Source organism: Mangrovicoccus sp. HB161399, from assembly GCF_013184745.1.
Classification (GTDB): domain Bacteria; phylum Pseudomonadota; class Alphaproteobacteria; order Rhodobacterales; family Rhodobacteraceae; genus Mangrovicoccus.
On the sequence record NZ_JAATVU010000038.1, the window covers coordinates 1 to 26423 of the forward strand.

Genomic DNA, 26423 nt, shown 5'->3' on the forward strand with positions numbered 1-26423 from the left:
TCGCACAGGGGACGGCGTCGAACCGGCGGTCTGCGTCTCGTCGAGCAGGGCGTCGCGCTCCGACTTCACGGCATCGATCTGCCGGTTCAGAAGCTCGATGAGCTCCAGCTCGCGCAATGCCACCGCCTTCAAGTGCTGCGGCAGCGGACGCCCGTCTCCGGTGCGCAGCTCTTCCAGCCGGGTCCGCCGGTCCTTGTTCCGGGGCTCATAGTCTCCGATGCCCTGTGCGAAGAGGAGCCCCTTCACCCGGTTCACATGCCGGATGCGTTCTCCGGTCAAGCTCTTCAGTTCGCGGCAGATGCGGCGGCGATCTTCCTCCTCCGGGGTCGGCACGCGAACCATGGCGCAAACCCGCGGCTCGCCCCGCCTCCAGGCCATGAGGGTGCGGACAAGGGCCTCGCCGTCGATCCGGTCCGTCTTGGCGCGGCGGTGCCGCCTGGAGACCGCGATCGAGGCCGGGTCAACCACGTGGCTCTCGATCCCCGACGCAGCCAATGCGCGGTGGATCCAGAACCCGTCCAGTCCGGCTTCCTGGATCACGATCACAGGGACGGTTTGGCCGGTCCGGCGCTGGACAGTACTTTGCAGGTCTGCGAAACGCTTCAGCAGCTCCGGCACATCGCCGCCCCGGACCTGATGCCGCGACATCTTCGAGCCGAGAGGCGCGGCAAGGGCCGTCATCAGCCAGGTTGACCGGCTCAATTCCAAAGAAACGAAAATCGCGGCGAATTCGGGCGAGGCAATCGCGGTTGAGGTGCTGATCTCGGTCGTCGGCATGGCAATGATCTCCGTGGGGTGGGTGGCGCCCCGACTCTTCCAGACCGAAGGGCGCTGGTCTCCTCCTCATGGGATCTTCACATCGGCAGGAGGGACGAGCCTGATGTCATGGCCGGGCCAGTTCCCGGCCCCGGCAATGCGCGCCGCCGCAGGCCTCCATCGCCACCAGGCAGGGCGGCAGCCTGGCGAAGAACTCCGGCACCTCGGCTCTCCGGAGCTTCCTGCGCAGAACCGCAGCGCCCCCTGGCGCCAGCGCCGCGGACCTGGACCACATTCTCCGCCAGCCTCCCGGAGATTGCCGCGCATTCGCCTGCCGGTCGGCGGATCGAGCCCGGCCGCGGCAATCTCCGGCATGGCCGCCTCCCAATTCGGATTGTTGCGATCCCACCTTGGCACAGCGATGCCGTCGGGGGGCGGTTGCAGCATCAAGGCCGATCGCTTCTGCCCCGCTGCAACGCGAGGAGATGGACGCCGGGCGCTGCCGGAACTCGGGCGCAACGGGATCCCGCCGTCGTCAGCCCATCTCGGCCGGCCGCTCCGGCAGTGCCGGAGCGCCGGTCATCGGAGGAGCGGCGCTGAGACGGACATGAACGTCGCGAAGCTGCCCGGACGGCGGCTGATTTGCCGCGATTTCGGCCGCCAGATGGCACGGGACCGGATTTGCGTGGCCGTCCTCGGCGTCCCGGTCATTGTTGCCGCAGGACTAGTGTGTCCGGGCAAAGGGGCCATCAACTGATGTTCGCGACAGCGCCGCCGGAGGGGGCGATGGCTGTTTCGGGGCCTTCAGCTTTGCCGTCGATCCCCTTGGCATTCCGCGCGCGCCCTCGGAGGCCGTCGCTTGCCGGGCTGCGGTGCGTGTTGGTCTCCCATGCGCCAGACGTTGTTCTGAGCCAGCGCTTGGCGCTTGGGCGGCGGTCCGGAACGGAGGCGGGCGGAAGCCGTCCGAAAGGGCCCGGGCTGCCTCGGTCCCGTGCCGGCAGCAACAGGCGCTGGAGAGATGTCTGCAGGGAGCTGCGATGCTGCGGCTGCGGAAAAGGCGGGCAGCGCGGGCGCGGCGCGATGCAGAATCTGCGGGCACCGGCGCGGGGCAGGGTCGGGCTGCCGGAGCGCGGGGCCCCGGCAGCCGGAGGGTTCAGCCGTATTGCGCGACCGGCGTGCCTGCGATGGCGGCCATGTTCAGCAGGCCGCGGGCGGTGATCGCGGGGGTCACCACATGGGCGCGGTTGCCCATGCCCATCAGGATCGGCCCGATCTCCAGCCCGTTGGCGCGCGCCTTCAGCACGTTCTTCACCGCCAGCGCGGTGTCCGTCGAGGAGAAGACCAGCACGTTCGCCGGGCCCTTCAGCCGCGACGATCCGGCCTGCAGCACGCGGTCGCGCACCCGCGGGTCGAGCGCGGCATCGACATGCATCTCGCCGTCATAGGTGAAGTCGCGGTAGCCGTGGTTCAGGATCTCCATCGCGCCGCGCATCACGCTGCCCGAGCGGTTGTCGAGGTTGCCGAACTGGCTGTCGGAACACAGCGCGATCTTCGGCTCCAGGCCGAAGCGGCGGACATGGCGGGCGCAGGCGATCACGGTCTTGGCGACCTGCTCGGGCGTCGGGTCGGGGTTCACGTGGCCGTCGGCGATGAAAAGCGGCCCGTCCTCGAGGATCATCATCGACATCGAGGCGACCGGCTTCAGCGTGTCGGTCCCGAGCACCTGGGTGACGTAGTTCAGGTGCCACAGGTACTGGCCCGACGTGCCGCAGATCACCGCGTCGGCCTCGCCGCGCCGCACCATGACCGAGGCGATGGCGGTGGTGTTGGTGCGCATGATCGCCTGCGCCAGCGAGGGGGTGACGCCCCGGCGCTCCATCACCGAAAGGTACTCGGTCCAGTAGTCGCGGTAGCGGACATCGGATTCCGGGTTGGTGACCGGGATGTTCTCGTTGGCGCGCAGGTTGATGCCCAGGCGCTTGCAGCGCGCGTCGATGACATCGGGACGGCCGACGAGGATCGGCGTCTCGGTGGTTTCCTCGATCACCGCCTGGGCGGCGCGCAGCACCCGCTCGCTTTCGCCCTCGGCGAAGACGATCTTGCGGTTGGTGGAGCGTGCGGCCTCGAACACCGGGCGCATCAGGAAGGCCGAGCGGATCACCGAGCCCTCGAGCTTGCGCTTGTAGGCCTGGATCGAGGGCAGCGGCCGCGCGGCGACGCCCGACTCCATCGCGGCCTCGGCCACCGCGCCGGCGACGACCGAGATCAGCCGCGGATCGAAGGGCTTGGGGATCAGGTAGTCGGTGCCGAAGGTCAGCTGCTCGCCCGAATAGGCGGCGGCGGCCTCGGCCGAGGTGGTCTTGCGCGCCAGCTCCGCGATGCCGTCGATGCAGGCCAGCTGCATGGCATCGTTGATCTCGGTCGCGCCGACATCCAGCGCGCCGCGGAAGATGAAGGGGAAGCACAGGACGTTGTTGACCTGGTTGGGGAAGTCCGAGCGCCCGGTGGCCATGATCGCGTCCGGGGCGACCTTGCGCACCTCGTCGGGCATGATCTCGGGGGTGGGGTTGGCCAGCGCGAAGATGATCGGCTTGGAGGCCATCTTGGCGACCATCTCGGGCTTCAGCACGCCGGGGCCGGAGAGGCCGAGGAACAGGTCCGCGTCCTCGATCACCTCGTCGAGGGTGCGCAGGTCGCTGTCCTGGGCATAGGCCTCCTTCTGCGAGGTCATCTCCTCGTTGCGGCCCTTCCAGACCAGCCCCTTGATGTCGCAGAGCCAGACGTTCTCGCGCTTGACGCCCATCTTGAGCAGCATGTTGAGGCAGGCGATGCCGGCCGCGCCGCCGCCGGTGGAGACGACCTTGATCTGGCCGGGCGTCTTGCCCGCCAGGTGCAGCGCGTTCTTCGCCGCCGCGCCCACCACGATGGCCGTGCCGTGCTGGTCGTCGTGGAAGACGGGGATGTTCATCTTCTCGCGGCAGATCTTCTCCACCACGAAGCAGTCGGGCGCCTTGATGTCCTCGAGGTTGATCGCGCCGAAGGTCGGCTCCAGCGAGCAGACGATTTCCGCCAGCTTCTCGGGGTCGCTCTCGTTCACCTCGATGTCGAAGCAGTCGATATTGGCGAATTTCTTGAAGAGGACGGCCTTGCCCTCCATCACCGGCTTCGAGGCCAGCGCGCCGATATTGCCCAGGCCCAGCACCGCGGTGCCGTTCGAGACCACCGCGACGAGGTTGCCGCGCGAGGTGTAGCGGCTGGCATTGGCCGCGTCCTTCTTGATTTCAAGGCAGGCCTCGGCGACGCCGGGGCTGTAGGCGCGGGCCAGGTCGCGGCCGTTGGCGAGGGGTTTCGTCGCGCGGATCTCGAGTTTCCCGGGCTTGGGGTTCTCGTGGTAGTCCAGCGACTGTTCGCGGAAATCTTCGGATTTCGTGTCCGTCATGGCGCGGTTCATCCCCCAAAGGTCGTAGGCGCGGTGTTTTCCGTGTGGTTACGTCAAGTGGACGTCCAAGAACAGGGGACAATTTTGCAGAACCGCACCTCGCGCCTTGCATCCCGCCGCGCGGGGTTCCAGTGTCGGGACAGATGCCCCGGGCCGCCCCGGGGCCTGCGTTAGGCAGTGGAGCAGGACGGACATGAGCCTCAGGGATGCAGCCCTCTTCGTGCGCGAGCGCGCCTACGCGCCCTATTCCGGCTTCAAGGTCGGCGCGGCGCTGAAGGGATCGGACGGGGCGGTCTACCGCGGCTGCAACGTCGAGAACGCCGCCTATCCCGAAGGCACCTGCGCCGAGGCCGGGGCGATCGCCGCGATGGTCGCGGCCGGGGTGTCGCGGCTGACCGAAATCTACGTGATCGCCGACTGCCCGCGCCCGGTGCCGCCCTGCGGCGGCTGCCGCCAGAAGATCGCGGAATTCGCCGATGCCGACGTGCCGGTGACGCTGGCCACGGTGGCGGGCGAGGAAATGACCACCACGGTGGGCGAGCTCCTGCCCGGGGCGTTCCTGTCTTCCGACATGGAGTGACCGCATGGAGGTGCGGCAGTTCCTGGCCAAGCTGCGCAAGGGCGAGCGCCTGGAGGAGGCGGAGCTGCGCAGCTTCGCGTCGGGTCTCGCCTCGGGCGAGGTGACCGATGCCCAGGGCGCGGCCTTCGCCATGGGGGTCTGCAAGGGCGGGCTCTCCGACGGGGAGACTGCCGCGCTGACCTGCGCGATGCGGGATTCCGGCGAGGTGCTGGAATGGGACCTGTCCGGCCCGGTGGTCGACAAGCATTCCACCGGCGGCATCGGCGACTCGGTCTCGCTGGTGCTGGCGCCGGTGCTCGCGGCGATGGGCTGCTACGTGCCGATGCTGTCGGGGCGCGGGCTCGGGCATACCGGCGGCACGCTCGACAAGCTGGAGACCTTCCACGGCGTGCGCACCGAGATCGACACGGCGAAGCTGAAGCGCATCGTCGGCCGGATCGGCTGCGCCATCGTTGCCGCCAGTCCGAAGATCGCCCCTGCCGACCGCAAGCTCTACGCGCTGCGCGACCATACCTCGACGGTGGAGAGCCAGGCGCTGATCATCGCCTCGATCCTGTCGAAGAAGCTCGCCGCCGGGGCCGGGGTGCTGGTGCTCGACGTCAAGGGCGGCACCGGCGCATTCATGAAGAGCCGCGACGAGGCGCAGGCGCTGGCCGAGGGGCTGGTGCGGGTGGCGCAGGCGGCGGGCTGCAAGACGCGCGCGGTGATCACCGACATGAACCAGCCGGTCTGCCCGGCGGTGGGCAATGCGGTGGAGCTGATCGAGGTGCACCGCGTGCTGACCGATCCGAAGCCCGAGCAGCGGCTGTGCAAGATGACCCTGGCGCTGGCGGGCGAGCTGACCGCGCTGGCCGGGCTCTACGGCAGTGCCGAGGAGGGCGCGCGCGCCGCGCTGAAGGTGCTGAGCTCGGGCAAGGCGGCGGACAAGTTCGCCCATATGGTGGCAGAGCTCGGCGGCCCGATCGACGTGCTCGACGGCGATTTCCGCAGCTACCTTCCGCAGCCGGCGGTCACCCGCGCGGTCTTCCCGGCCGAGCCGGGGGTGGTCACGGCGATCGACGGCGTGGCGCTCGGCGAGCTGGTGGTCCGGCTCGGCGGCGGGCGGCGGCGCCCGGGCGACGAGATCGACCATTCCGTCGGCCTGTCGCAGGTCGCATCGATCGGCGAGAGGGCCGACCAGACGCGGCCGCTGGCCGTCGTCCATGCCGCGGACGCTTCGGGCGCCGCCGAGGCGGTTCGGGTCGTGCGCCAGGCGATGCTGGTCGGCGAAGAGGCGATCCTGCCGCCGATGGTCTACGGGAGGGTCGATCCGTGACGCGGGCCTTCCTGGTGGTTATGGACAGCGCCGGCATCGGCGGCGCGCCGGATGCAGGCGCCTTCGGCGACGCGGGCGCGGACACGCTGGGCCATATTGCGGCAGCCTGCGCCGCGGGACAGGCCGAAGACGGCCGCTCGGGTCCGCTGGAGATGCCCAACCTGGCGCAGCTGGGTCTCGGGGAGGCGATGCGGCTGGCCACCGGCGAGGCGCCGGAGGGAACCGGCCATTGGCCCGCGCCCGGTGCCGGGGCTTTCTGGGCGGCGGCGACCGAGGTCTCGCCGGGCAAGGACACGCCCTCGGGCCATTGGGAGCTTGCCGGGCTGCCGGTGCCCTTCGACTGGACCTACTACCCCGATGCCGATCCGGCCTTTCCGCCGCAGGATCTGGCGCTGGTGCGGGAGATCGCCGGGGTGGAGGGCACGCTGTGCAACGCCCACGGCTCGGGCACCGACGTGCTCGACCGCTACGGGGCAGAGCATATGCGCACCGGCTGGCCGATCTGCTACACCTCGGTCGACAGCGTCTTCCAGATTGCCGCGCACGAGGAGCGTTTCGGCCTGGAGCGGCTGCTCGGTCTCTGCGCGCGGCTGGCGCCCCGCCTGCACGAAAAGCGCGTCGGACGGGTGATCGCGCGGCCTTTCCTCGGCTCGCCGGAAAAGGGCTTTGCCCGCACCGTCAACCGCCGCGACTACGCGCTGATGCCGCCCGAACCCACGCTGTGCAACTGGGCGCAGGCGGCGGGGCGCGAGGTGCGCGCGGTGGGCAAGATCCGCGACATCTTCGCGGGCTCGGGCATCTCGTCGGTGAAGAAGGGCAGCGACGCCCAGCTGATGGAGCACCTGCTGGACGACATCCGCGACGCGCCCGAGGGCAGCCTGACCTTCGCCAATTTCGTCGAGTTCGACAGTCTCTGGGGCCACCGCCGCAACGTGGCGGGCTATGCCCGCGCGCTGGAATGGTTCGACGCGCAGGTGCCGCGGCTGCTGGCCGCGCTGCGCCCCGGCGACCTGATCCTCTTCACCGCCGACCATGGCAACGACCCCACCTGGCGGGGCACCGACCATACCCGCGAGCGTGTCCCCGTCCTCGGGCAGGGCATCGCGCCGGGAGCGAAGGGCGTCTGCGCCTTCGTCGATGTCGCCGCCACCGTGGCGCGCCATCTCGGCCTCAACGATACCGGACCCGGAACCCCGCTGACATGAAATCCCTCCCCAAGGTCGAGCTCCACCTGCATCTCGAAGGCGCGGCGCCACCCGCCTTCATCGCCGGGCTCGCGAAGCAGAAGCATGTCAACCTGCGCGGCGTCTTCGACGAGCAGGGCCATTACGACTTCCGCGACTTCCCGCATTTCCTCGAGGTCTACGAGGCCGCGACCTCGGTGCTGAAGACGCCGGAAGATTACGCCCGCCTCGTCACAGCCGTGACTTCGGAACTGGCGGAGCAGGGCGTGGTCTATGCCGAGACGTTCGTCAGCCCGGATTTCTGCGGCGGCGGCGACGTCTCGGCCTGGCGCGACTACGTGGCCGCGATGCAGGAGGCGGCGCTGGCCATCGAGGCGCAGGGCGGTCCGATCCTGCGCGGCGTGGTCACCTGCATCCGCCATTTCGGTCCGGACAAGGCCAAGCGTGCCGCGCTCTGCGCCGCCGAGACCATGGGGGATTTCGTCACCGGCTACGGCATTGCCGGGAACGAGATGATGGGCCGTCCGAAGGATTTCGCCTGGAGCTTCGACCTTGCCCGCGAGGCCGGGCTGGGCCTGACCGCCCATGCCGGAGAATGGGGCGGGCCGGTCTCTGTCAAGGAGGCGGTGGAGGACCTCCGGGTCAGCCGCATCGGCCATGGGGTGCGCGCGATCGAGGATCTGGCGCTGGTCGACCGGCTGGCCGAGGACGGCATCGTGCTGGAGGTCTGCCCGGGCTCGAACATCGCGCTGGGGCTCTATCCGAAATGGGACCGGCACCCGATCTGCCAGCTTTGGGAACGGGGGGTGAAGGTCACCGTCTCGACCGACGATCCGCCCTTCTTCCACACCACGCTTTCGGGCGAATACGACCGGCTGGCCCATGCCTTCGGCTGGGACGAGGAGGTGTTTTCCGGGATCAACCGGGTCGCGGCCGAGGCGGCCTTCTGCGACGCCGGGACCCGCGCGCGGGTCGTGAAGCGGCTGGGTGCCGATGCGGGATAGAGGACAGGCCGCATGAGCGGGGCCGCCCGCCTCGCCGCCGCGCTGGCCGTGGCGCTGGCGCAGGCCGCCGCGGCCCAGCCGGGCGCGGATGCGCCGCAGGGGGCGGGCGGCTCCTTCCTCGATGGCAAGGGCTGCGCCTGGCAGAAGGTGGAGATCGGCTCCCGCGTGCTCTGGGCGGCCCTGATCGGGCCGGGCGGCAGCCAGCTCTGCGATCCGGACAAGGCTGCCCCGGCCGCGGTCCTGCCGGGACCGGAGGCCTTGCCGCCCGCTGGCGGCGATGCGCAGACCGAGGCCGCAGGGGACGGGACGGCGCCCGCCGCGATGGCGATGGGCGCACCGGGGCCGGACATGGCGGCCGGCAGCGCGGAAGCGGGTCCCGCTGCCGCCCCGGCCAAGGCGAAGGCCCATGCCGTCCGCCAGCCCTCGCGCGTGCGCTCGCCGCAATTCCCCGAGCCGGGGCTCTACATACAGGTGGCCGCCTTCCGCGAGATGCCGAATGCCGAGCGGACTGTGCGCTGGCTGCAGGGGCTGGGCCTGCCTGCGCTGCGCCAGGATTTCCCGCGCCGGCAGGGCGCGCTGCGGCTGATCTATGCCGGGCCCTTTGCCGATGCCGCGGCGGCCGATGCCGGGATGGCCGCGATCCGCGGCCTCGGCTTCCGCGATGCCTTCGTCTGGGACCGGCGCTAGGCGCGCCCGGCCGGAAGCCGGCGTGCGCCGCCGCTTCCGCGTGCATCCGGACGGGCGCTGTCCTCATGCGTCCCTCTCCGCGGCTGGTCCTCGTCCGACCCTCTGCCGATAATGCAGGAGCGGCGTCTGTCCGAGGCGCAACATCCTGCTTTGCCTGCCTGCCTGCGGGACGGGCGCGGCCCGTGGCCAGATGCAGATCGTTGGCCGACGCGCGCGGGGTGCCGCGATGCACCGGCAGGCCCGTTTGGCGGGCCGTCCAGGTACTCGCGCTCCATGATCCATGGCGGATGTCTTGCGGACACGCGGGCGATGCCGGAAGCGCGGAAGACAGCGCCCCCCGGCTTGCGGGATGCCTTCGCTCGGGACCGTCGCCGGTGCGTCCGGCTGCAGGCGGATGGCTGACGCAGGCGGCTGGACAGGGGCGGTCGCCGATCACTCGCTCCGGGACGTGCTGTTGCAGATCCGGGCCTGACCTTTGCCAGCTGCGCCGCCGCCTGGCAGGGATGGGGCCGATCCCGTCCGGTTTCGCCGGTGCGTCCGTCCGCGGCCGGCGCCCGGCGCACTCCCGCTGGAGACGGACTGCCGCCGCAGGATGGCAACGCGGGTCCGTGAGGTGAGATCCGTGGCGCGCGGCGGCCGGTTCATGCCAGAGGCTGCGCCGCCGCGGCCGGCACCAGTGGCGGTCAGCTGCAGACCGATTGCAGCCGCAGCCAGTCGGCGTCGCTGAGCACCGGGACCGGCGTGCCCCCCGGGTAGGGATCGCCCTCGATCATCTCGATCCAGGCGTCGCCGCCGGGCAGGGCGGAACGGCCGTAGGGGCCGGAGGACAGCTCGGCCTCGGAGAAGCGCTGCAGCACCGGGTCGGGATCGGCCAGGCCCGGAACCAGCGCCGGAGGCAGCTGGCCGAGCGCCAGCGCGTCGGCGGCCTGGCCCATCAGCTCCTGCGGAACCACGCCGGTGGTGAGCATGCGGAAGGTGTGCCAGGGCCCGGCCAGCTCGAGGAACCAGACCATCGGATCCTCCTCCGCGCTCATAGCCGCCGCCGCCAGAAGATGGCCCGCCACCACGTCCGGCCCGTCCTCCTCGGACAGCAGTTCGCCGCCGATCACCAGGATGCCGCCGGGCAGGGCCTTCACGTCGGTGCCGTTCTCCAGCACGCGCAGCTCCCATGGCGCGTCGCCGAACAGCCGCTTCTGCAGCTTGCCGAGCGCGCGGCGCCCCGGAATGTCGCGGCAGGGGCGGCCGGAATAGGGCTCGAGCGCAATCACCAGGCGGCGGCCGATATCCTGCCGCGTCGCTTCGGGCAGCGCCTGGGCGGTATGCGTGACCAGCGCGCCGGGCAGCCAGAGCACCGCCGCCGCCAGCGCCGCCGCGAAGAGGCAGAGCGTCAGGAAGACCCGCAGCGCGCCGGAGCGCGGCTGGCTGCGCGCCACTGCGCGGCGCACCGTGTCGATGGCGGCGATCATGTCGGGATCGGTCAGCTCCAGCCGCTCGTCATCCTCGGGCCCCGGGGCGTAGATCGCCGGATCGTTGCCGGGCGCGATGCGGCGGATGGCGGCCAGCGACCAATGGGTCAGCGCGGCGTCGCTGCGGTCGTTGATGACAAGCGTGGCCTCGCCCAGCGAGACGAAGACGTCCTTGCGCTGGCTGTCGGGGCTTTCATGCCAGACCCCGGGGGCTTCGAGCCGCTGGTACTGGGTCAGGGCGGTCATGGCCGGTTCTGCTCGTCCTTGCCGTTTTCCCAGTGCTTACCCGATGACGCCACGTTCGTCTATCGCCTGCGTTCGGGGCCGGGGTTGCGGATCAGCCGCCCCAGCACGGTTGCCAGCGCGATCGCCAGCCCTGCCGCCATCAGGGCGGCCTCGCCGCGGAACACCGCCGCATCCGGGGTCGGCGCGGTCAGCAGGAGCAGCGCGACGGTCAGCGCGGCGGGCGTCCAGGGCGGTCCCGAAGGCAGGCTGTGCAGGCCTGCCAGCAGCGCGGCCAGCGCGATGCCGTAGGACAGCGGCGGGCGGCTGGCGCCGATGCTTTCCAGCAGGATCGCCGCGGCGGTGCCGATCAGCACGCCGAGGGCGAATTTCAGCGCCGAGGGCAGGGCCATGTGGCCGGGGGCGAGGCCGCGCATCACGAAGAACTGAACGACCCAGATCGAATGGGACGAGCGCAGGTGCCCGGCCAGCGAGACCGCCAGCGCCAGCCCGATGGCCAGGAACAGGGCGTGGCGCAGCCCGGCATGGTCGCCCTCGGGCGGCTGGGCGGGAAAGTCCTGCAGCGAAAGCAGCCGCGCGGCGGCGAGCCCGTAGGCCACTCCGGCGGCGTAGATCGGCAGGGTCAGCGCCGGGGCCGCCCCGGCCCGGTCGACGGCCACGATCAGCCCCATGGACATCAGCGCCAGCGTGAAGGCGCGGCCGCCGGGCCGGGCGGCCTCCCATCCGGCGGCCAGCGGCAGGGCGAGGGCGATCAGCCGGATGTCGATCCCGGGCAGGGCGACATGCAGCAGCAGCAGAAGCAGGACCAGCGCGCCGCTCGCCGCCGCGCGGCCGGGGCTGCCCATCATCGAGCCGGCGATTCCCAGAAGCACGCCGCCGGCCAGCGCGGGCACGGCCAGCGCGCCGAAGGCGAAATAGCCCGCCAGGCAGGCCAGGATCGAGGCGGCGGCGATCCCCAGCGTATCGTGCCAGGACAGCAGCTTGGGACGCGGCAGGGACTTCTCGGTCGGGGGCATGGCGGAATTGCGGGCTCCGGTGGCGGGTCCGGGATCTATGCCACCGATGCCGCGCTGCGGCAACAACTGCGGGCCGGGCGGTGTATTCGATTCGTTAACCATGTTCGGTGCAGATGGAGGGGCGGAACAGGCCGGCGGGCCGATGGCCGCGCGGCCGCGCCCGGCGGGGCCGCCGATCGACGCGCTCCGGAACGTTGCGGCCCGGCCGGTTTGCCGCTGGCGGCGCACCAACCACACCTCCGCCCCGCACGGCGCCACGTCCCGTTCCCTGCGTCAGCCGGGGACGCAACGTTCCGGACCCCCTCGCGGAATTTTCCCTTCCACGCCCGCGGCTCCTGCGGCTAGCGTGAGGCCAGCGCAGCAGCCCGGGAGGACGACGCGATGACATTGAAACTCTACTGCTTCGGCGAGAGCGGTCATAGCTACAAGGCAGCGCTGGCGCTGGAACTGGCGGGCATGGACTGGGAGCCGGTCTTCGTCGATTTCTTCGCAGGCGAAACCCGCGGCGCGGCCTACCGCGAGACCGTCAACGAGATGGGCGAGGCGCCGGTGCTGGTCGATGCCTCCGGGCTGCACCTGACCCAGTCCGGCGTGATCCAGATGGCGATCACCGAGCTCAGCGGCAAGTTCGGCGGCGAGACGCCCGACGAGGCGCGCGAGGTGCTGCGCTGGGTGCTGTGGGACAACCACAAGCTCAGCTCGATCGCCGGCATGGTGCGGTTCCAGATGAACTTCCTGCCGGAGGACAAGCGCGTGCCGGAGGTCATCGGCTTCCTCAAGGGGCGCCTGGCCGCCGCGCTGGAGATCCTCGACAAGCACCTGGAGGGACGCGAGTGGATCGTCGGCGAGGGACCGACCAATGCCGACCTGACCTGCGCGGGCTATCTCTACTATCCGGAGGAATTCGGTTTCGACCGCGCCGCGCATCCGGCGGTCGATGCCTGGCTGTCGCGGCTCTCGGGGCTGCCGGGATGGAAGCATCCCTACGAGCTGATGACCCCGGCCCATCCGGCGGTCCGCGGCAAATTCATGAACGAAGCGGTGAGCAAATGACCGACGCCTACATCTACGATGCCATCCGCACGCCCCGCGGGAGGGGGCGCAGGGACGGCGCGCTGCACGAGGTGACCGCGGTGCGGCTCTCGGCGCTGGCGCTGAACGCGATCAAGGAGCGGAACGGGCTGGAGACCAAGGCCCTCGAGGACGTGATCTGGGGCAATGTCACCCAGGTGGGCGAGCAGGGCGGCTGCCTGGCGCGCACTGCCGTGCTGGCCTCGGATTTCGACGACCAGGTGCCGGGGCTGTCGATCAACCGCTTCTGCGCCAGCGGCATGGAGGCGGTGAATCTTGCCGCCAACCAGGTGCGGGCCGGGGCCGGGCAGGCCTATGTCGCAGGCGGGGTGGAGATGATGAGCCGCGTGCCGATGGGGTCGGACGGGGCGGCGGTGGCGGTCGATCCGTCGGTCGCCATGGCGCATTACTTCGTGCCGCAGGGCATCGCCGCGGACATCATCGCCACCGAATACGGGTTTTCCCGCGACGACGCCGATGCGCTGGCCGTCGAAAGCCAGCGCCGCGCCAAGGCGGCCTGGGACGAGGGACGCTTCGCCCGCTCGGTGGTGGCGGTCAAGGACCGCAACGGCCTGCCGATCCTCGAGCGCGACGAATACATGCGTCCCGAGACCGACATGCAGAGCCTGGGCGCGCTGAAGGCGTCGTTCAGGGACATGGGCGAGGTGATGCCGGGCTTCGACCAGGTGGCGATCATGAAATACCCGCATCTGGAGCGGATCGAGCATGTCCACCATGCCGGCAATTCCAGCGGCATCGTCGACGGCGCGGCGGCGGTGCTGATCGGCTCGAAGGAATTCGGCGAGGCGCACGGGCTGACGCCGCGCGCGCGCATCCGCCACACCGCCAAGATCGGCACCGATCCGACGATCATGCTGACCGGGCCGGTGCCGGTGACCGAGAAGGTCCTGGCCGAAACCGGCCTGGCGATCTCGGATATCGACCTGTTCGAGGTCAACGAGGCCTTTGCCGCGGTCGTCCTGAGATTCATGCAGGCTTTCGGTGCGGATCCTGCTAAGGTCAACGTCAATGGCGGCGCCATTGCCATGGGACATCCCCTGGGCGCGACCGGAGCCATCATCATCGGCACGCTCCTGGACGAGCTGGAGCGGCAGGACAAGGAAATCGGCCTGGCGACGCTCTGCATTGCCAGCGGCATGGGGGCGGCGACGGTGATCGAAAGGGTCTAGGTCTTGGAAACCGGGGCAGCGGCGCAGATCATCACGATCGAGATGGTCCGGACATATCTGGACCGCTTGGCCGCGTCCGTGATGGAGCGCGACTTCGACACGTTCTCAGGAATGTACGAGTTGCCCTTCGTCATCCATACCCGGCTCCACCGCTACGAGCGGCGCACCCTCGAGGAGCTGCGCGCCAGCTTCGACCTCTGGCAGCGCACCATCGTGGTCAACCAGGTGACGGCGGTGGTGCTGCGGCCGCGGCGGATCGAGAGTTTCGGGCCCGACATGCTGATGGTCGATTACGACGCCGACCTGCTCAACGGCGCGCAGAAGATGCTGCCCACCTTCGGCAATGTCGTCCTCATGCGCCGCCGCGGCGGCATCTGGCGGATGGAACAGGCGATGACCGGCACCGAGAACGATTCCGACTCGCTGTTTCTCAGGGTCGACCCCGAGAACCCGCAGCCGCAGACGGAAACCTATATCCTGGACCAGCGTCCCAAGAAGGACTGAGAAGACAGATGGAAATAACGGGCGGATGCGCCTGCGGGCAGGTGCGCTACAGCAGCCCGGGGCCGGTGAAATTCGCGCTGCGCTGCGCCTGCCGGTCCTGCCAGCGGGACTCCGGCGGCGGGCACGGCACGCATGCGGCCCTGCCGCTGGAGGGCTTCGAGATCGAGGGCGGGACGGCCAGCTGGACGCGTTCCGGACGCTCGGGGCTGTCCGTGACCAAGGTGTTCTGCCCGGCCTGCGGCTGCCCGCTCTGGGGCCTGCCCGAACGGGCGCCGGCGACGGTGATGGTGGCGGCCGGATCGCTCGACGATCCCTCGAAGGTCGCGCCGGGCCGCGTCGTCTACCGCGGGGAGGCCCCGCCCTGGGACCTCCTGCCCCCGGAAGAGGAGCGCGGCCATGCCGAAGCTTGATCCCGCGAAGGTGCCGGTGAAGACCGGCTCGATCTATCCCGCGCCCTATGGCGCCATGATGGCGGGGCGCTCCTCGCTGCGCCTCGGGCAGGCGGGCGGGCTGACCCAGTTCGGCGTCAACCTCGTGACGCTCGAGCCGGGCGCGGTCTCGTCGCTGCGCCACTGGCACCTGAACGAGGACGAGTTCGTCATGGTCACCGAAGGGGTGCTGGTGCTGGTCGACGATGCGGGCGAGCACGAGATGCGTCCCGGCGACTGCGCAGCCTTCCCGGCGGGCGATCCGAACGGGCACTGCTTCGAGAACAGGACGGGAGAGGCCGCGCGCTTCCTCGTCGTCGGTTCCAAGGCGCCGCGCGAAGTGGCGACCTACAGCGACAAGGACCTGGTGGTCACCGTGGAGGACGGCACGGCCACCTTCGCCCGCAAGGACGGGCGGCCCTACGAACAGGAGGAGAGCGATGGCTGATTTTTCCTACGAGGTGGACGGCGGCGGCGTCGCGGTGATCACCTGGGACGTGCCGGAGAAGTCGATGAACGTGATGAGCCTCGAGGGGCTCGCGCTTTTCGAGGAGCTGATCGACCGGGCACTGGCCGATGATGCGGTCAAGGGCGTGGTCTTCACCTCCGGCAAGGACAGCTTCGCCGGCGGGATGGACCTCAACATCATCGCGAAGATGAAGGCCGCGGCGGGCGACAATCCCGCCAAGGGGCTGTTCGAGGGGATCTGCGGCATCCACCGGATGATGCGCAAGGTGGAACTCGCGGGCATGGACCCGAAGACCCGAAAGGGCGGAAAGCCGGTCGCCGCTGCGCTGCCGGGCACCGCGCTGGGGCTGGGGCTGGAGCTGCCGCTGGCCTGCCACCGCATCTTCGCTGCCGACAATCCGAAGGCCAAGATCGGCCTGCCCGAGATCATGGTCGGCATCTTTCCGGGCGCGGGCGGCACAACGCGCCTGTCGCGCAAGCTCGGCGCGATGGCGGCCTCCCCGGTGCTGCTGGAGGGCCGTCTCTTCGCGCCGGACAAGGCCAAGGGCGCGGGGCTGGTCGACGAGGTGGTCCCGGCCGGCGAACTGCTGGCGCGGGCTAAGGCCTGGGTGCTGGAGGCCAAGGAGGCCGATCTGGTGAAGCCCTGGGATGCACGCGGCGAGAAGATCCCCGGCGGCACGCCCTATCACCCGGCGGGCTTCATGACCTATGTCGGCGCCTCGGCGATGGTCAACGGCAAGACCAAGGGCGTCTATCCGGCGGCGAAGGCGCTGCTCTCGGCGGTCTACGAGGGCGCGCAGGTCGATATCGACACCGCGCTCAGGATCGAGGCGCGCTGGTTCACCAACGTGCTCATGAATCCTTCCTCGGGCGCGATGATCCGCTCGCTCTTCATCAACAAGGAGGCGCTGGAGAAGGGCGCGCGGCGGCCCGACGTGCCGGACCAGAAGGTCAGGAAGCTCGGCGTCCTGGGGGCCGGCATGATGGGGGCGGGGATCGCCCATGTTTCCGCGATGGCCGGGATCGAGGTGGTTCTGATCGACCGGAGCCAGGAGGCCGCGGAGAAGGGCAAATCCTATTCCGAGGGGCTGCTGTCCAAGGCTGTCAGCCGCCGCATGTCGACCCCGGAGAAGATGGCCGAGGTGCTGGGCCGGATCACGCCGGCCACGGATTTCGCCGCGCTGGCCGAGTGCGACCTGGTGGTCGAGGCCGTCTTCGAGGACCCGGAGGTGAAGGCCGCGGCGACCGCCAAGGCCGAGGCGCACCTGCCGGAGACGGCGGTCTTCGCGACCAACACTTCGACCCTGCCGATCAGCGGGCTGGCGAAGGCGAGCGGCCGGCCGGAGGAGTTCATCGGCATCCATTTCTTCTCGCCGGCCGACAAGATGATGCTGGTGGAGATCATCCGCGGCAGCCAGACCGGCGACCGCGCCGTGGCCAAGGCGCTGGATTTCGTCCGCCAGATCCGCAAGACGCCGATCGTCGTCAACGACGCCCGGTACTTCTACGCCAACCGCTGCATCCTGCCCTATGTCGACGAGGGCGTGCGGATGGTCCGCGAGGGCGTGGTCCCGGCGCTGGTCGAGAACGCGGCCAAGCTGGCCGGGATGCCGGTCGGGCCGCTGCAGCTGATCGACGAGGTCTCGATCGACCTCGGCGCCAAGATCGCCCGGGCGGCCAGGGCGGCGATGGGCGCGGCCTATCCGGCGGACAATACCGACGACGTGATCTTCTGGATGGAGGAACAGGGCCGTCTCGGCCGCAAGGCCAAGGCCGGCTTCTACGCCTATGACGAAAAGGGCAAGCGGACCGGTCTCTGGGAGGGCCTGGGCGCCCGCTACGACTGCACCGGCGACCAGCCCGAGCTGGCCGAGATCCAGCACCGGCTCCTGATGATGCAGGCGCTGGAGGCGGTGCGCGCCCTGGAGGAGAGCGTTCTGATGGATGTCCGCGAGGGCGACGTCGCCTCGATCCTCGGCTGGGGCTTCGCGCCCTGGTCGGGCGGGGTGTTCAGCTGGCTCGACATGATCGGCGCGGCCAGGGCGGTGGAAATCTGCAACGGGCTGGAGGCCAAGTTCGGTGCCCGCTTCGCGGCGCCCGAATTGCTGCGCGACCTCGCGGTGAAGGGCGAGGGCTTCTATTCCCGCTACCTGCCTGCGCAGGCGGCCTGAGCCCGCGCGGGCGAGGGGGCAAGGGGGAGAGGGCGGGCCCTCTCCCCCTCTCCGTCAGCGGATCAGCAGAACAGGCACATGGCAGCTGCGCACCAGTTCGGAGGTGGTGGAGCCCAGGAGCAGCCCGCGGATGCGGGAATGGCCGTACGCGCCCATCACCAGAAGGTCGGCGCCGCGCGCCTCGATCTCGCGGGCGATCACCTCGTCCGGGGCGCCGGGCAGGATGTCGCCCTCGGCGGCATGGCCCGCGCCGCGCAGCATCGCCAGCGCGCCGTCCAGCCGGCGGCGGCCCTCGACGGACTCGGTCCCGGCCATGATCACCTGGAAATCCAGCCCGGCGAAGATCGGGTCGCGCATCGCATGGTCAACCGCCTTCAGCGAGGCCGGCTTGCCGTCGAAGGCGATCATCACCTTGGAGATCGGCTTGAAGGCGCGCGAGGCGACGATGATCGGCTTGGTCGAGGACCGCGCCACGCGCTCGAAATTCGAGCCAAGGTGCAGCTTGGCATAGTCCGCCGCCTCGCCGCGCTTGCCGATCAGCACGTAGTCGGCGCCGCCCTCCAGCTCGGTGATCGCCTCGACGAGGTCGCCCGAGCGCAGCCGGACCTCCACGTCGCCGATCCCGGCATGCTCGATGCGGGTCATGGCGTCCTCCAGGATCGCCCGCCCGCGCTTCTGCGCGAGCTTGGCCTTGGCCGCGTCCAGCTCGGCCAGTTCCTCCAGCAGCTGGGTGCGCGCGCCGAGGCCGATATTGCCCGACAGGTCCTGTTTCACCCCCTGGCGGTGGCCCATCACGTGCACGGCCGTGACCCCGGCCTTGATGCGTTCGGCTGCCCAGGCCGCGAGGTCGCAGACGCTTTCGGAATAGGTGGATCCGTCCACCAGCGCGATCAGTTTGCTCATCTCAATGCCCCAGCAGGTCTTCCATGGCGCCCGGTTTATCATGGACCGCCAGCTGGTCCACGATGGTCTCGGAGGCCTTGTTCATGCCGACGATTTCGACCTCGGCGCCGTCGCGGCGGAATTTCAGCACCGCCATGTCCAGCGCCTGGACCGAGGAAATGTCCCAGATATGGGCCTGCGACACGTCGATGACCACCTTTTCCAGCGCCTCGCCATGGTCGAAGCTCTGCGCGAAGGCATTGGCCGAGGCGAAGAAGATCTGGCCCTGGAAACGGTAGGTCCGGGTCCGGCCGTCGTCCGACAGCACGCTTTCCACGCGGAAGAGCTGGGCGATCTTGGCGGCGAAGAAGATGCCCGACAGCAGCACGCCGGTGAGCACGCCATAGGCCAGGTTGTGCGTCGCCACGGTCACCGCGACGGTCGCAAGCATCACCGCCGAAGACGAGGTCGGATGCTCCTTCAGCGACTTGATCGAGGACCAGGAGAAGGTGCCGATCGAGACCATGATCATGATCGCGACGAGCGCGGGCATCGGGATCTTCGAGACCAGCACGTCGCCGAGGATCACCACCAGGATCAGCAGGAAGACGCCCGCGACGAAGCAGCTCAGCCGCCCGCGGCCGCCGGATTTCACGTTGATCATCGACTGGCCGATCATGGCGCAGCCCGCCATCCCGCCGATGAAGCCCGAGGCGATGTTGGCCAGGCCCTGGCCCACGCATTCGCGGTTCTTGTCGGATTTCGTGTCGGTCAGGTCGTCGACCAGCTGCGCGGTCATCAGGCTTTCCAGGAGGCCCACCACTGCGATCGCGGCGGATACGGGAAGGATGATGAAGATGGTCTCCAGGCTCACCGGGATGTCCGGGATCAGGAAGACCGGCAGGCTGTCGGGCAGCTGTCCCATGTCGCCCACGGTGCGCACGTCGAGCCCCAGCCCCATGGCCAGCGCGGTCAGCACGATGATGTTGACCAGCGGCGAGGGCACGGCGGTGGTGATCCGCGGGAAGAGGTAGATGATCGCCAGCCCGCCCGCGATCATCACGTAGGTCAGCCAGTTCACCCCCGGCGTGGCCGGGTTCATCTCGGGGATCTGCGCCAGGAAGATCAGGATTGCCAGCGCGTTGACGAAGCCGGTCATCACCGAGCGCGACACGAAGCGCATCACCTGGCCCAGCTTCAGCGCGCCCAGGCCCACCTGGATCACGCCGGCCAGCACCGAGGCGGCCAGCAGGTATTCCAGCCCGTGGTCGCGCACCAGCGTCACCATCAGCACGGCAGTGGCGGCGGTGGCGGCCGAGATCATGCCGGGCCGCCCGCCCGCGATGGCCGTCACCACGGCAATGCAGAAGGAGGCGTAGAGCCCGACCTTGGGGTCGACGCCGGCGATGATCGAGAAGGCGATCGCCTCGGGGATCAGCGCCAGGGCCACCACCAGCCCGGCCAGCAGGTCGGCGCGGACATTGCCCAGCCAGTCCTGCCGCAGATTGTCGAATACCGATGCGGTCACGGGCTACACCTCACTTCCTGTTCTTCAAACGCTGCCGCTTTAGCGCAAACGGGCCGCGGAATGCGACCCAAATATGCCACCGTGCCAATTCCACGCGGCCCGCGGCGGCCCCCGCCCTTGTGCCCCGGGCGGGACGGGCGCATTATCCTAGTAAAACAGACTGGTTTGCCTTCCGCCCGCGCGGAAGGGGTGAAAGGAGAAGCTCCGATGGTGACCGAAGCAGACGTCAAAGCCAAGCTCGCCCTTGTCACGGGGCCCGACAAGCAGGGCGACCTCGTCTCGCTTGGCATGATCGAGGGGCTGTCGATCCGCGGCGACCGGGTGACCTTCGTCATCAAGGTGCCCGCCGCGCGCGCCCGCGAGCTGGAGCCGATGCGCCAGGCCGCCGAGCAGGTCGTCGCCGAGATTCCCGGCATTTCCGGCGTGACCGCGGTGCTGACCGCCGAGCGCGACCCGAATGCGAAGCCGCCGGAAATGCCCAGCCTGAAGCCGAAGAAGGCGCCGCCCCATGGCGGGCTGAAGCCGAAGGCGCCGATCGCCAATGTCGGCGCGGTGATCGCGGTTGCCTCCGGCAAGGGCGGAGTCGGCAAGTCCACTACCTCCGTCAACCTGGCGCTGGCGCTGAAGGCCGAGGGCAAGCGCGTCGGCATCCTCGATGCCGACATCTACGGCCCGTCGCTGCCGCGGATGCTGGGCTCCACCATGCGGCCCGAGTCGGTCGGCCAGCGGATGAAGCCGATCGAGGCGCAGGGTCTGCAGGTCATGTCGATGGGCTTCCTCGTGGACGAGGCGGCGCCGATGGTCTGGCGCGGCCCGATGGTGATGTCGGCCCTGACCCAGATGATGCGCGAGGTCGACTGGGGTCCGCTCGACGTGCTGGTGGTCGACATGCCGCCCGGCACCGGCGACGCGCAGCTGACGCTCTGCCAGTCCGTGCCGCTGGCCGGGGCGGTGATCGTCTCCACCCCGCAGGACATCGCGCTGATCGACGCCCGCAAGGGGCTGAACATGTTCCGCAAGGTGGAGGTGCCGGTGCTCGGCATCATCGAGAACATGAGCTATTTCCTCTGCCCGTCCTGCGGCGACCGCTCGGACATCTTCGGCCATGGCGGCGCGCGCGAGGAAGCTGCCAAGCTCGGCATTCCGTTCCTCGGCGAGATCCCGCTGCACATGGACATCCGCCGCAATGCCGATGCCGGCACGCCGGTCGTGGCCAGCGAGCCCGACAGCGCCCATGCGCAGGCCTACCGTGCCATCGCGCGCGGCGTGCTGGAGCAGATGGCGAAGGAGCCCGCCACCGCCTGAGCGCGGGACGTCATCCCCGGAAACCAACGAACCTCCGGTCCCGCCGGAGGAGCACAGCGCAGCGACAGGAGGCGGGCATGCCGCACGACCATCACGGCGACGGCCGCGGGCATCACACCCATGTAGATCCGGCGGCCGGCGATGCCCGCGTCATGCTGGCCGTGGGCGTGAACATCGCGCTGACCGTCGCGCAGGTGATCGGCGGGGTGCTCTCGGGCAGCCTCGCGCTGATTGCCGATGCGCTGCACAACCTGTCGGACGCGATGGCGCTGGTCATCGCCTTCGCGGCGCGCAAGATCGCGCGGCGCCCGGCGGACGAGGCGATGACCTTCGGCTATGCCCGTGCCGAGGTGGTGGCCGCCCTTGTCAACTATACCACTCTGATCGTCCTGGGGCTGTTCCTGGCCTACGAGGCGGTGATGCGCTTCTTCTCGCCCGAGCCGGTGGCCGGCTGGGCGGTGGTGATCGTGGCGGGCATCGCGCTGGCCATCGACTTGGTGACCGCGGCGCTGACCTATTCGATGTCGAAGGACAGCATGAACATCCGCGCGGCCTTCCTCCACAATGTCGTGGACGCGCTTGGCTCGATTGCGGTGATCGTCGCGGGCAGCCTGGTGATCCTCTTCGACTGGTGGATCGTCGACCCGCTGGTGACGCTGGGCATCGCGGGCTACATGCTGTGGATGAGCTTCGCCGAGGTCGGCGGCGTCATCCGCATCCTGATGCTGGGCAGCCCGCCGCAGATGGATGCGGGCGAGGTGCTGGACACGGTGCGCGGCACCGACGGCGTCGCGGGCGTGCATCACGCGCATCTTTGGCTGATGGACGAGCGGGGGGCCTCGCTCGACCTGCATGTCGTCGTGCAGGAGGGTGCCTGGGACCGGGCCGACCTGATCAAGCACGACGTGCGCCGGCGGCTGAAGGCGGCACATGGCATCGGCCATGGCACGATCGAGCTGGAAAGCGCGGGCCATGCCTGCCGCGATGCACGGATCTGGGGCCACTGACGCTGGTGCGCCCGCCGCTGGTCCGGGGCGGGGGCGGAGCTTGATCCGGCTGGCGCAAGCGGACCCGGCGGCGGCGTAGCGGCCAGGCCGCAGGGGCGTGTGCGGCCGGGCATGGCTGCGGGACCGCCTGCCGGACGGCGGTCCGGCTGCCGCGCGGCGCCGGTGCAGGAACCGGTCCTGCCGTTCGGAGCCCGGCTGCCGCCGGGTCAAGGTTCCCGCTAGTGTCCGGCATGGCGTCAGGCTGCCTTGGAGCGTCCTTGCACGCTTTGCAGGGCCTGCGGCTGGAACTCCGGCCCGGGGCCGGGCATTTTGCCTTCCGGACCTGACGCAAGGAGTTTTCCCATGTCCCGCATCTTCGTCATCGGCGCCACCGGCGGCGTCGGCCGCCGCCTCTGTCCGCTGCTCGTGGCCGGGGGGCACCAGGTTTCGGGGCTGCACCGCGATCCCGGACAGGCGGCGGCGCTGCGCGCCGCGGGCGTTGCCCCGGTTGCGGGCGACCTGACGGAGATGACGGCGGATGCCATGGCGGCCGCGATGGCGGGCCATGACGTGGCGGTCTTCTCCGCCGGTGCAGCGGGCAGCGGGCCGGAACGCACCCGCACCATCGACGGCGACGGGCCGCTGAAGCTGATCGAGGCGGCGCGCCGCAACGGGCCGCGCCGCATCTACCTGGTCTCGGCCTTCCCCGAGGCGGGCCGCGGCAAGGAGCCGAAGGAGGGGTTCGAGCTCTACATGCGGACCAAGAAGGCGGCCGACGCGGCGCTGGCGGCGAGCGGGCTCGACTGGGTGATCCTGCGGCCCGGCACGCTCCTGCACGAGGAGGGCGACGGCAGGGTCAGCCTCGGTGCGGCGCTGCCCTACGGCCCGGCGGCGCGCGGGAACGTGGCGCAGGTGCTGGCGGCGCTGGTCGGCGCGCCGCAGATCCGGCGCGAGATCCTGGAACTGACCGACGGCGATGTGCCTGCCGATCAGGCGGTGGCGGCGGTCGGGCGCAGCCGCGCCGCCTGAGGCTTTGCCAATTCGGCTGCCGCCTGCTAACCCCCGGAGGAAAAGTGCGGAGACCGGCTATGTTCTACTATCTCAAGGATGGCGATCCCGAAATCGACAGGATGTTGGCCTCGGTCTGCGCGATGGGCGGCGAGGTCTCCTGCGTCTCCAAGGTGCGCTGGCGTTTTTCCGACTATGCCGAGACGGCGGACCGTTCGGCGGAGTCGCTGAAGCATGCCAAGCACCAGCCGCGCTCGAAGAACACCCGGGCACTGAAATCGAAGCTCTATGCCGTGCAGTACAACTGGTTCCGGCAGAGATTCGAGAGCGATCCCGAAGCGGTGGCGGTGGCCTGGAACGGGCTGACCGGCACGCGTCGGGCCTTCATGTCGGCCGCCAAGGATACCGGGACGCCGCATATCTATATGGAACGTGCGCCCTTTCCCGGACGGGTCACGGTGGACGAGGTCGGCGTGAACCAGGTGAACGGGCTGGCGCGCGAAATCGGGTTCTACCGCGATTGGGCGGATGCCGCGGACGGTCATGGCGGGGGCTGGCGCGCGCTTAAGGACATCCTCGTGTCCCGCAAGGCCAAGAAGCGCAGCGATGTCGGCCAGACCGACGCGACGGCGGATCTGGCCGAGACGCCCTACATCTTCTGCCCGCTGCAGGTGCCGGACGACACCCAGATCAAGATGTTCGGCGGCTGGGTGAAGAACATCAACCGCTTCATCGACCTTCTGGAGGTTGCCGCCGAGGCGCTGCCCGAGGGCTGGCACCTGCGCTTCAAGGAGCACCCCAGCTCCAAGATCCCGCTGACCGACTTCCTGGAGCAGGCAGCCGCCGCGCAGCCCGGCAAGATCGTCATCGACAACTCCACCGACACGTTCCAGCAGGTTGCCGCGAGCCGCGCGGTGGTGACGCTGAATTCCTCGGTGGGCTTGCAGACCTTCTGGTACGACAAGCCGGTGGTGGTGCTGGGCGAATGCTTCTTCCGCATGCCGGAGCTGGTGACGCCGGTGGACAGCATGTCGGCGCTGTGGAGGGTGTTCTCCGATCCGGCCGCGCTGGGCTATGACGCCGCAGCGCGGGACGCGTTCATGAACTATCTCGACCGGGTCTACTACCCGGAAGTCATCCGCGAGGACGGCAAGGTCGGCGTCGCCCCGGAAAAGGTCCTGCCGAAGATCGAGGCCGCGCTGGCGTCACGCCGCCGCTGAGGCGGCGTGCAGACCGGTGGCGTGCCGTCCGCTGGAGCGGCGTGCGGACCGGCGCCAGGTCAGGCTGTCAGCAGGCCTCGCGGGTTCCGGCCTCTGCGCCCAGCTCGCGCATGACCTCGGCGCCGATCTCGAAGGACCGCTTGCGCGCCTGGTGGTCGTGGATATGTCCGGTCAGGATGATCTCGTCCGGCTCCAGAATCTCGATCAGCCCGCGCAGCCGGTCCTTGACCGTGGCCTTGGACCCCACCACCGAGATGCGCAGCTGGTGGTTGGCCATGCGGATCTCCGGCTCGCTGGCCACCGTAGCCAGATCGTCGACCGGGCGGGGCAGCGGGCCCGCGGCACCCTTGCGCAGGTTGATGAAGCCCTGCTGCATCGAGGTGCGGATGCGCGCGCCTTCCGCGTCGGTATCGGCAGCGAAGATGTTGACCGCCAGCATGAAATGCGGGCTCTGGATCGCGCCGGGGCGGAAGGAGGCGCGGTAGACCGAGATCGCGTCTTCCAGCGCGTCGGGGGCGAAATGGCTGGCGAAGGCGTAGGGCAGGCCGAGATGCGCGGCCAGCTGCGCGCCGAAGAGCGAGCTGCCGAGCATCCAGACCGGCACCTCGGTGCCCGCGCCCGGCACGGCGACGATCTTCTGCCCCGGCTCCGGGTCGCGCAGGTAGCCCATCAGCTCCACCACGTCGTTCGGGAACTGTTCCGAGCGGTCGGCGCCGCGGCGCAGCGCGCGCGCGGTCAGCTGGTCGGTGCCGGGCGCGCGGCCGAGCCCGAGATCGATGCGCCCCGGAAACAGCGTCGCCAGCGTGCCGAACTGCTCGGCGATCACCAGCGGCGAGTGGTTGGGCAGCATGATGCCGCCGGCGCCCACGCGGATCGTAGAGGTATGCGCGGCCACCTGGCCGATCACGACCGCGGTCGCGGCCGAGGCGATGCCGGTGGAATTGTGGTGCTCGGCCAGCCAGTAACGGGTGAAGCCGAGCGCTTCGGCATGCTGCGCCAGGTCGACGGTGTTGCGCAGCGCGTCGGCCGGTGTGGCGCCCTGCGGGATCGGCGAGAGGTCGAGAAGCGAATAGGGGAGCATGGGGGCCTCGTCATCTGTTCCCTTCCGACATAGGTAGCTGGCGGACAGATGGAACCCCGAAAGGGCAAGGAGGCCGAGATGGCAAAGATGATCCACAGCATGATCCGGGTGCTCGACGAAGCGCGCTCGGTGGCGTTCTACCGGACGGCCTTCGGCCTGGAGATCGCCGACCGGCTGGATTTCCCCGAGTTCACGCTGGTCTACATGTCCAATCCCGAGACCGGCTTCGAGCTGGAGCTGACCGTCAACAAGGGCCGGGCCGAGCCATACGATCTGGGCGACGGCTATGGCCATCTGGCCGTGTCGGTGGCCGATCTGGATGCGGAACACGCCCGGTTCGAGGCGGAAGGCCTGGCGCCGCGCAAGCTGGTGGAATTCGCTCCGGCGGGCACCAGGGTGGCGCGGTTCTTCTTCGTGGCCGATCCGGACGGCTACCAGATCGAGGTGCTGGAACGCTCGGGCCGCTTCGGCTGAGGCGCATCTCCTGTTCATTTCGCGGCCTCCGCGCGGTACACTCCGCGCGAGGCAGAAGAACAAGAGCAGGAGAAAGCAATGCACAGGGCAATCCTGGCCGCTCTTGCGGCAAGCATGCTGGGCGGCGCGCTGTCCGGCCCGGCCACGGCGGAACCGCGCGGCCGTTACGAGGTCTACGGCGTCGAGGGCGAGGACATGCTCAAGATGCGCGCGGGTCCCGGCACCGGCTACAACATCATCGTCGGCCTGCCGAACGGCACGGTGGTGCGTCTGGCCAGCTGCGAGCAGACCGGCGGCACGCGCTGGTGCAAGGTGTCGCTCGACCGGGCGCGCGGGCTGACCGGCTACGTCTCCGAGGCCTATATCCGCAAGCTCTGACGCGGGGACGGCGCCGGACGGCAATTTCCGGAAAGTTTC

Annotated in this window: 24 protein-coding genes and 2 pseudogenes; 18 read left to right on the forward strand and 8 right to left on the reverse strand. The window is 69.7% G+C overall.

Annotated elements, in window-relative coordinates:
- Positions 1 to 777 (reverse strand): annotated as a pseudogene (locus HCC78_RS19415) (IS110 family transposase); the annotation flags it as partial.
- A gap of 75 nt (positions 778 to 852) precedes the next feature.
- Positions 853 to 1061 (reverse strand): annotated as a pseudogene (locus tag HCC78_RS33835) (IS110 family transposase); the annotation flags it as partial.
- A 302-nt stretch (positions 1062 to 1363) separates the two neighbouring features.
- On the opposite strand from HCC78_RS33835, the gene HCC78_RS19420 reads away from it, so the two are divergent.
- A complete protein-coding gene (locus HCC78_RS19420) occupies positions 1364 to 1513 on the forward strand; it encodes a hypothetical protein (RefSeq protein WP_172330448.1) in 150 nt (49 codons plus the stop codon).
- Positions 1514 to 1909: 396 nt separating this feature from the next.
- Here the strand turns inward: HCC78_RS19420 and HCC78_RS19425 are convergent, their stop codons facing one another.
- Positions 1910 to 4195 (reverse strand): NADP-dependent malic enzyme, encoded by a 2286-nt coding sequence (locus HCC78_RS19425; protein WP_172330449.1) that lies wholly within the window; start codon positions 4193 to 4195, stop codon positions 1910 to 1912.
- A 193-nt stretch (positions 4196 to 4388) separates the two neighbouring features.
- Here HCC78_RS19425 and HCC78_RS19430 point away from each other — a divergent pair, with 193 nt between their 5' ends.
- Genes HCC78_RS19430 through HCC78_RS19450 form a run of 5 tightly spaced genes read left to right on the forward strand, consistent with a single transcriptional unit; the run spans position 4389 to position 8965 of the window.
- Positions 4389 to 4775 (forward strand): cytidine deaminase, encoded by a 387-nt coding sequence (locus HCC78_RS19430; protein ID WP_172330450.1) that lies wholly within the window; start codon positions 4389 to 4391, stop codon positions 4773 to 4775.
- 4 nt (positions 4776 to 4779) lie between these two features.
- Complete coding sequence (locus tag HCC78_RS19435; RefSeq protein ID WP_172330451.1) at positions 4780 to 6090, forward strand: thymidine phosphorylase; 1311 nt, start codon at positions 4780 to 4782, stop codon at positions 6088 to 6090.
- Positions 6087 to 7295 carry a phosphopentomutase gene (locus HCC78_RS19440; protein ID WP_172330452.1) on the forward strand — a complete coding sequence of 403 codons (1209 nt, stop codon included), beginning with the start codon at positions 6087 to 6089 and terminating at the stop codon, positions 7293 to 7295. The genes HCC78_RS19435 and HCC78_RS19440 overlap by 4 nt, the downstream gene beginning before the upstream one ends.
- A complete protein-coding gene (locus HCC78_RS19445; RefSeq protein WP_172330453.1) occupies positions 7292 to 8278 on the forward strand; it encodes an adenosine deaminase in 987 nt (328 codons plus the stop codon). The genes HCC78_RS19440 and HCC78_RS19445 overlap by 4 nt, the downstream gene beginning before the upstream one ends.
- 12 nt (positions 8279 to 8290) lie before the next feature.
- Entirely contained in the window at positions 8291 to 8965 is a 675-nt protein-coding gene (locus tag HCC78_RS19450) for an SPOR domain-containing protein (RefSeq protein WP_172330454.1), read from the forward strand.
- A 683-nt stretch (positions 8966 to 9648) separates the two neighbouring features.
- On the opposite strand, the gene HCC78_RS19455 is transcribed toward HCC78_RS19450, so the two are convergent.
- Together HCC78_RS19455 and HCC78_RS19460 are read right to left on the reverse strand one after the other, a co-directional pair.
- Positions 9649 to 10677 (reverse strand): hypothetical protein, encoded by a 1029-nt coding sequence (locus HCC78_RS19455; protein ID WP_172330455.1) that lies wholly within the window; start codon positions 10675 to 10677, stop codon positions 9649 to 9651.
- A 59-nt stretch (positions 10678 to 10736) separates the two neighbouring features.
- Entirely contained in the window at positions 10737 to 11690 is a 954-nt protein-coding gene (locus tag HCC78_RS19460) for a hypothetical protein (RefSeq protein WP_172330456.1), read from the reverse strand.
- Between the two features lie 381 nt (positions 11691 to 12071).
- On the opposite strand from HCC78_RS19460, the gene HCC78_RS19465 reads away from it, so the two are divergent.
- From HCC78_RS19465 to HCC78_RS19490, 6 genes are read left to right on the forward strand one after another with little or no spacing between them, the layout of a single operon-like run.
- Positions 12072 to 12743, forward strand: a complete 672-nt coding sequence (locus HCC78_RS19465) for a glutathione S-transferase family protein (protein ID WP_172330457.1) — start codon at positions 12072 to 12074, stop codon at positions 12741 to 12743.
- Positions 12740 to 13951 (forward strand): acetyl-CoA C-acetyltransferase, encoded by a 1212-nt coding sequence (locus HCC78_RS19470; RefSeq protein WP_172330458.1) that lies wholly within the window; start codon positions 12740 to 12742, stop codon positions 13949 to 13951. The genes HCC78_RS19465 and HCC78_RS19470 overlap by 4 nt, the downstream gene beginning before the upstream one ends.
- A 3-nt stretch (positions 13952 to 13954) precedes the next feature.
- Positions 13955 to 14455, forward strand: coding sequence for a nuclear transport factor 2 family protein (locus HCC78_RS19475; RefSeq protein ID WP_172330459.1), 501 nt, complete (start codon positions 13955 to 13957; stop codon positions 14453 to 14455).
- A gap of 8 nt (positions 14456 to 14463) precedes the next feature.
- Positions 14464 to 14865, forward strand: a complete 402-nt coding sequence (locus tag HCC78_RS19480) for a GFA family protein (RefSeq protein ID WP_172330460.1) — start codon at positions 14464 to 14466, stop codon at positions 14863 to 14865.
- Positions 14852 to 15331, forward strand: a complete 480-nt coding sequence (locus tag HCC78_RS19485; protein ID WP_172330461.1) for a cupin domain-containing protein — start codon at positions 14852 to 14854, stop codon at positions 15329 to 15331. The genes HCC78_RS19480 and HCC78_RS19485 overlap by 14 nt, the downstream gene beginning before the upstream one ends.
- Entirely contained in the window at positions 15324 to 17522 is a 2199-nt protein-coding gene (locus tag HCC78_RS19490) for a 3-hydroxyacyl-CoA dehydrogenase NAD-binding domain-containing protein (RefSeq protein ID WP_172330462.1), read from the forward strand. Before HCC78_RS19485 ends, HCC78_RS19490 begins: the two co-directional genes overlap by 8 nt.
- Before the next feature lie 54 nt (positions 17523 to 17576).
- On the opposite strand, the gene HCC78_RS19495 is transcribed toward HCC78_RS19490, so the two are convergent.
- Positions 17577 to 18425, reverse strand: coding sequence for a universal stress protein (locus HCC78_RS19495; RefSeq protein WP_172330463.1), 849 nt, complete (start codon positions 18423 to 18425; stop codon positions 17577 to 17579).
- A 1-nt stretch (position 18426) separates the two neighbouring features.
- Positions 18427 to 19932 carry a SulP family inorganic anion transporter gene (locus HCC78_RS19500; protein WP_371743867.1) on the reverse strand — a complete coding sequence of 502 codons (1506 nt, stop codon included), beginning with the start codon at positions 19930 to 19932 and terminating at the stop codon, positions 18427 to 18429.
- Between the two features lie 207 nt (positions 19933 to 20139).
- Between HCC78_RS19500 and apbC the strand changes: the two genes are divergently transcribed.
- The 4 genes from apbC to HCC78_RS19520 all read left to right on the forward strand — a co-directional run bounded on the left by apbC (position 20140) and on the right by HCC78_RS19520 (position 24451).
- Positions 20140 to 21237 carry an iron-sulfur cluster carrier protein ApbC gene (gene apbC / locus HCC78_RS19505; protein WP_172330464.1) on the forward strand — a complete coding sequence of 366 codons (1098 nt, stop codon included), beginning with the start codon at positions 20140 to 20142 and terminating at the stop codon, positions 21235 to 21237.
- 77 nt (positions 21238 to 21314) lie between these two features.
- Positions 21315 to 22244: a cation diffusion facilitator family transporter gene (locus tag HCC78_RS19510; protein WP_172330465.1), complete on the forward strand. Its 930-nt coding sequence runs from the start codon at positions 21315 to 21317 to the stop codon at positions 22242 to 22244.
- A 342-nt stretch (positions 22245 to 22586) separates the two neighbouring features.
- On the forward strand, positions 22587 to 23252 hold the full coding sequence (locus HCC78_RS19515; protein ID WP_172330466.1) for an NAD(P)H-binding protein: 666 nt from the start codon (positions 22587 to 22589) through the stop codon (positions 23250 to 23252).
- A 59-nt stretch (positions 23253 to 23311) separates the two neighbouring features.
- Positions 23312 to 24451, forward strand: a complete 1140-nt coding sequence (locus tag HCC78_RS19520) for a capsular biosynthesis protein (RefSeq protein ID WP_172330467.1) — start codon at positions 23312 to 23314, stop codon at positions 24449 to 24451.
- A gap of 67 nt (positions 24452 to 24518) precedes the next feature.
- Here the strand turns inward: HCC78_RS19520 and HCC78_RS19525 are convergent, their stop codons facing one another.
- The gene (locus HCC78_RS19525) at positions 24519 to 25532 is read right to left on the reverse strand and encodes an LLM class flavin-dependent oxidoreductase (protein ID WP_172330468.1); all 1014 of its coding nucleotides are present in this window, start codon (positions 25530 to 25532) and stop codon (positions 24519 to 24521) included.
- Positions 25533 to 25610: 78 nt separating this feature from the next.
- Here HCC78_RS19525 and HCC78_RS19530 point away from each other — a divergent pair, with 78 nt between their 5' ends.
- Both HCC78_RS19530 and HCC78_RS19535 read left to right on the forward strand, forming a co-directional pair.
- Positions 25611 to 26006: a VOC family protein gene (locus HCC78_RS19530; protein ID WP_172330469.1), complete on the forward strand. Its 396-nt coding sequence runs from the start codon at positions 25611 to 25613 to the stop codon at positions 26004 to 26006.
- Between the two features lie 78 nt (positions 26007 to 26084).
- Positions 26085 to 26384 (forward strand): SH3 domain-containing protein, encoded by a 300-nt coding sequence (locus tag HCC78_RS19535; protein WP_172330470.1) that lies wholly within the window; start codon positions 26085 to 26087, stop codon positions 26382 to 26384.
- The last annotated feature ends 39 nt before the right edge of the window (positions 26385 to 26423 follow it).

What these genes read in the sequence shown, in the direction of transcription:
- HCC78_RS19460 (WP_172330456.1), bottom strand. Translation starts at nt 11,690, where the DNA reads ATGCCCCCGACCGAGAAGTCCCTGCCGCGTCCCAAGCTGCTGTCCTGG.
- HCC78_RS19445 (WP_172330453.1), top strand. Translation starts at nt 7,292, where the DNA reads ATGAAATCCCTCCCCAAGGTCGAGCTCCACCTGCATCTCGAAGGCGCG.
- HCC78_RS19515 (WP_172330466.1), top strand. Translation starts at nt 22,587, where the DNA reads ATGTCCCGCATCTTCGTCATCGGCGCCACCGGCGGCGTCGGCCGCCGC.
- HCC78_RS19530 (WP_172330469.1), top strand. Translation starts at nt 25,611, where the DNA reads ATGGCAAAGATGATCCACAGCATGATCCGGGTGCTCGACGAAGCGCGC.
- HCC78_RS19490 (WP_172330462.1), top strand. Translation starts at nt 15,324, where the DNA reads ATGGCTGATTTTTCCTACGAGGTGGACGGCGGCGGCGTCGCGGTGATC.
- HCC78_RS19510 (WP_172330465.1), top strand. Translation starts at nt 21,315, where the DNA reads ATGCCGCACGACCATCACGGCGACGGCCGCGGGCATCACACCCATGTA.
- HCC78_RS19480 (WP_172330460.1), top strand. Translation starts at nt 14,464, where the DNA reads ATGGAAATAACGGGCGGATGCGCCTGCGGGCAGGTGCGCTACAGCAGC.
- HCC78_RS19535 (WP_172330470.1), top strand. Translation starts at nt 26,085, where the DNA reads ATGCACAGGGCAATCCTGGCCGCTCTTGCGGCAAGCATGCTGGGCGGC.
- HCC78_RS19495 (WP_172330463.1), bottom strand. Translation starts at nt 18,425, where the DNA reads ATGAGCAAACTGATCGCGCTGGTGGACGGATCCACCTATTCCGAAAGC.
- HCC78_RS19455 (WP_172330455.1), bottom strand. Translation starts at nt 10,677, where the DNA reads ATGACCGCCCTGACCCAGTACCAGCGGCTCGAAGCCCCCGGGGTCTGG.
- HCC78_RS19465 (WP_172330457.1), top strand. Translation starts at nt 12,072, where the DNA reads ATGACATTGAAACTCTACTGCTTCGGCGAGAGCGGTCATAGCTACAAG.
- HCC78_RS19525 (WP_172330468.1), bottom strand. Translation starts at nt 25,532, where the DNA reads ATGCTCCCCTATTCGCTTCTCGACCTCTCGCCGATCCCGCAGGGCGCC.
- HCC78_RS19450 (WP_172330454.1), top strand. Translation starts at nt 8,291, where the DNA reads ATGAGCGGGGCCGCCCGCCTCGCCGCCGCGCTGGCCGTGGCGCTGGCG.
- HCC78_RS19425 (WP_172330449.1), bottom strand. Translation starts at nt 4,195, where the DNA reads ATGACGGACACGAAATCCGAAGATTTCCGCGAACAGTCGCTGGACTAC.
- HCC78_RS19470 (WP_172330458.1), top strand. Translation starts at nt 12,740, where the DNA reads ATGACCGACGCCTACATCTACGATGCCATCCGCACGCCCCGCGGGAGG.
- HCC78_RS19485 (WP_172330461.1), top strand. Translation starts at nt 14,852, where the DNA reads ATGCCGAAGCTTGATCCCGCGAAGGTGCCGGTGAAGACCGGCTCGATC.
- apbC (WP_172330464.1), top strand. Translation starts at nt 20,140, where the DNA reads ATGGTGACCGAAGCAGACGTCAAAGCCAAGCTCGCCCTTGTCACGGGG.
- HCC78_RS19420 (WP_172330448.1), top strand. Translation starts at nt 1,364, where the DNA reads ATGAACGTCGCGAAGCTGCCCGGACGGCGGCTGATTTGCCGCGATTTC.
- HCC78_RS19520 (WP_172330467.1), top strand. Translation starts at nt 23,312, where the DNA reads ATGTTCTACTATCTCAAGGATGGCGATCCCGAAATCGACAGGATGTTG.
- HCC78_RS19430 (WP_172330450.1), top strand. Translation starts at nt 4,389, where the DNA reads ATGAGCCTCAGGGATGCAGCCCTCTTCGTGCGCGAGCGCGCCTACGCG.
- HCC78_RS19435 (WP_172330451.1), top strand. Translation starts at nt 4,780, where the DNA reads ATGGAGGTGCGGCAGTTCCTGGCCAAGCTGCGCAAGGGCGAGCGCCTG.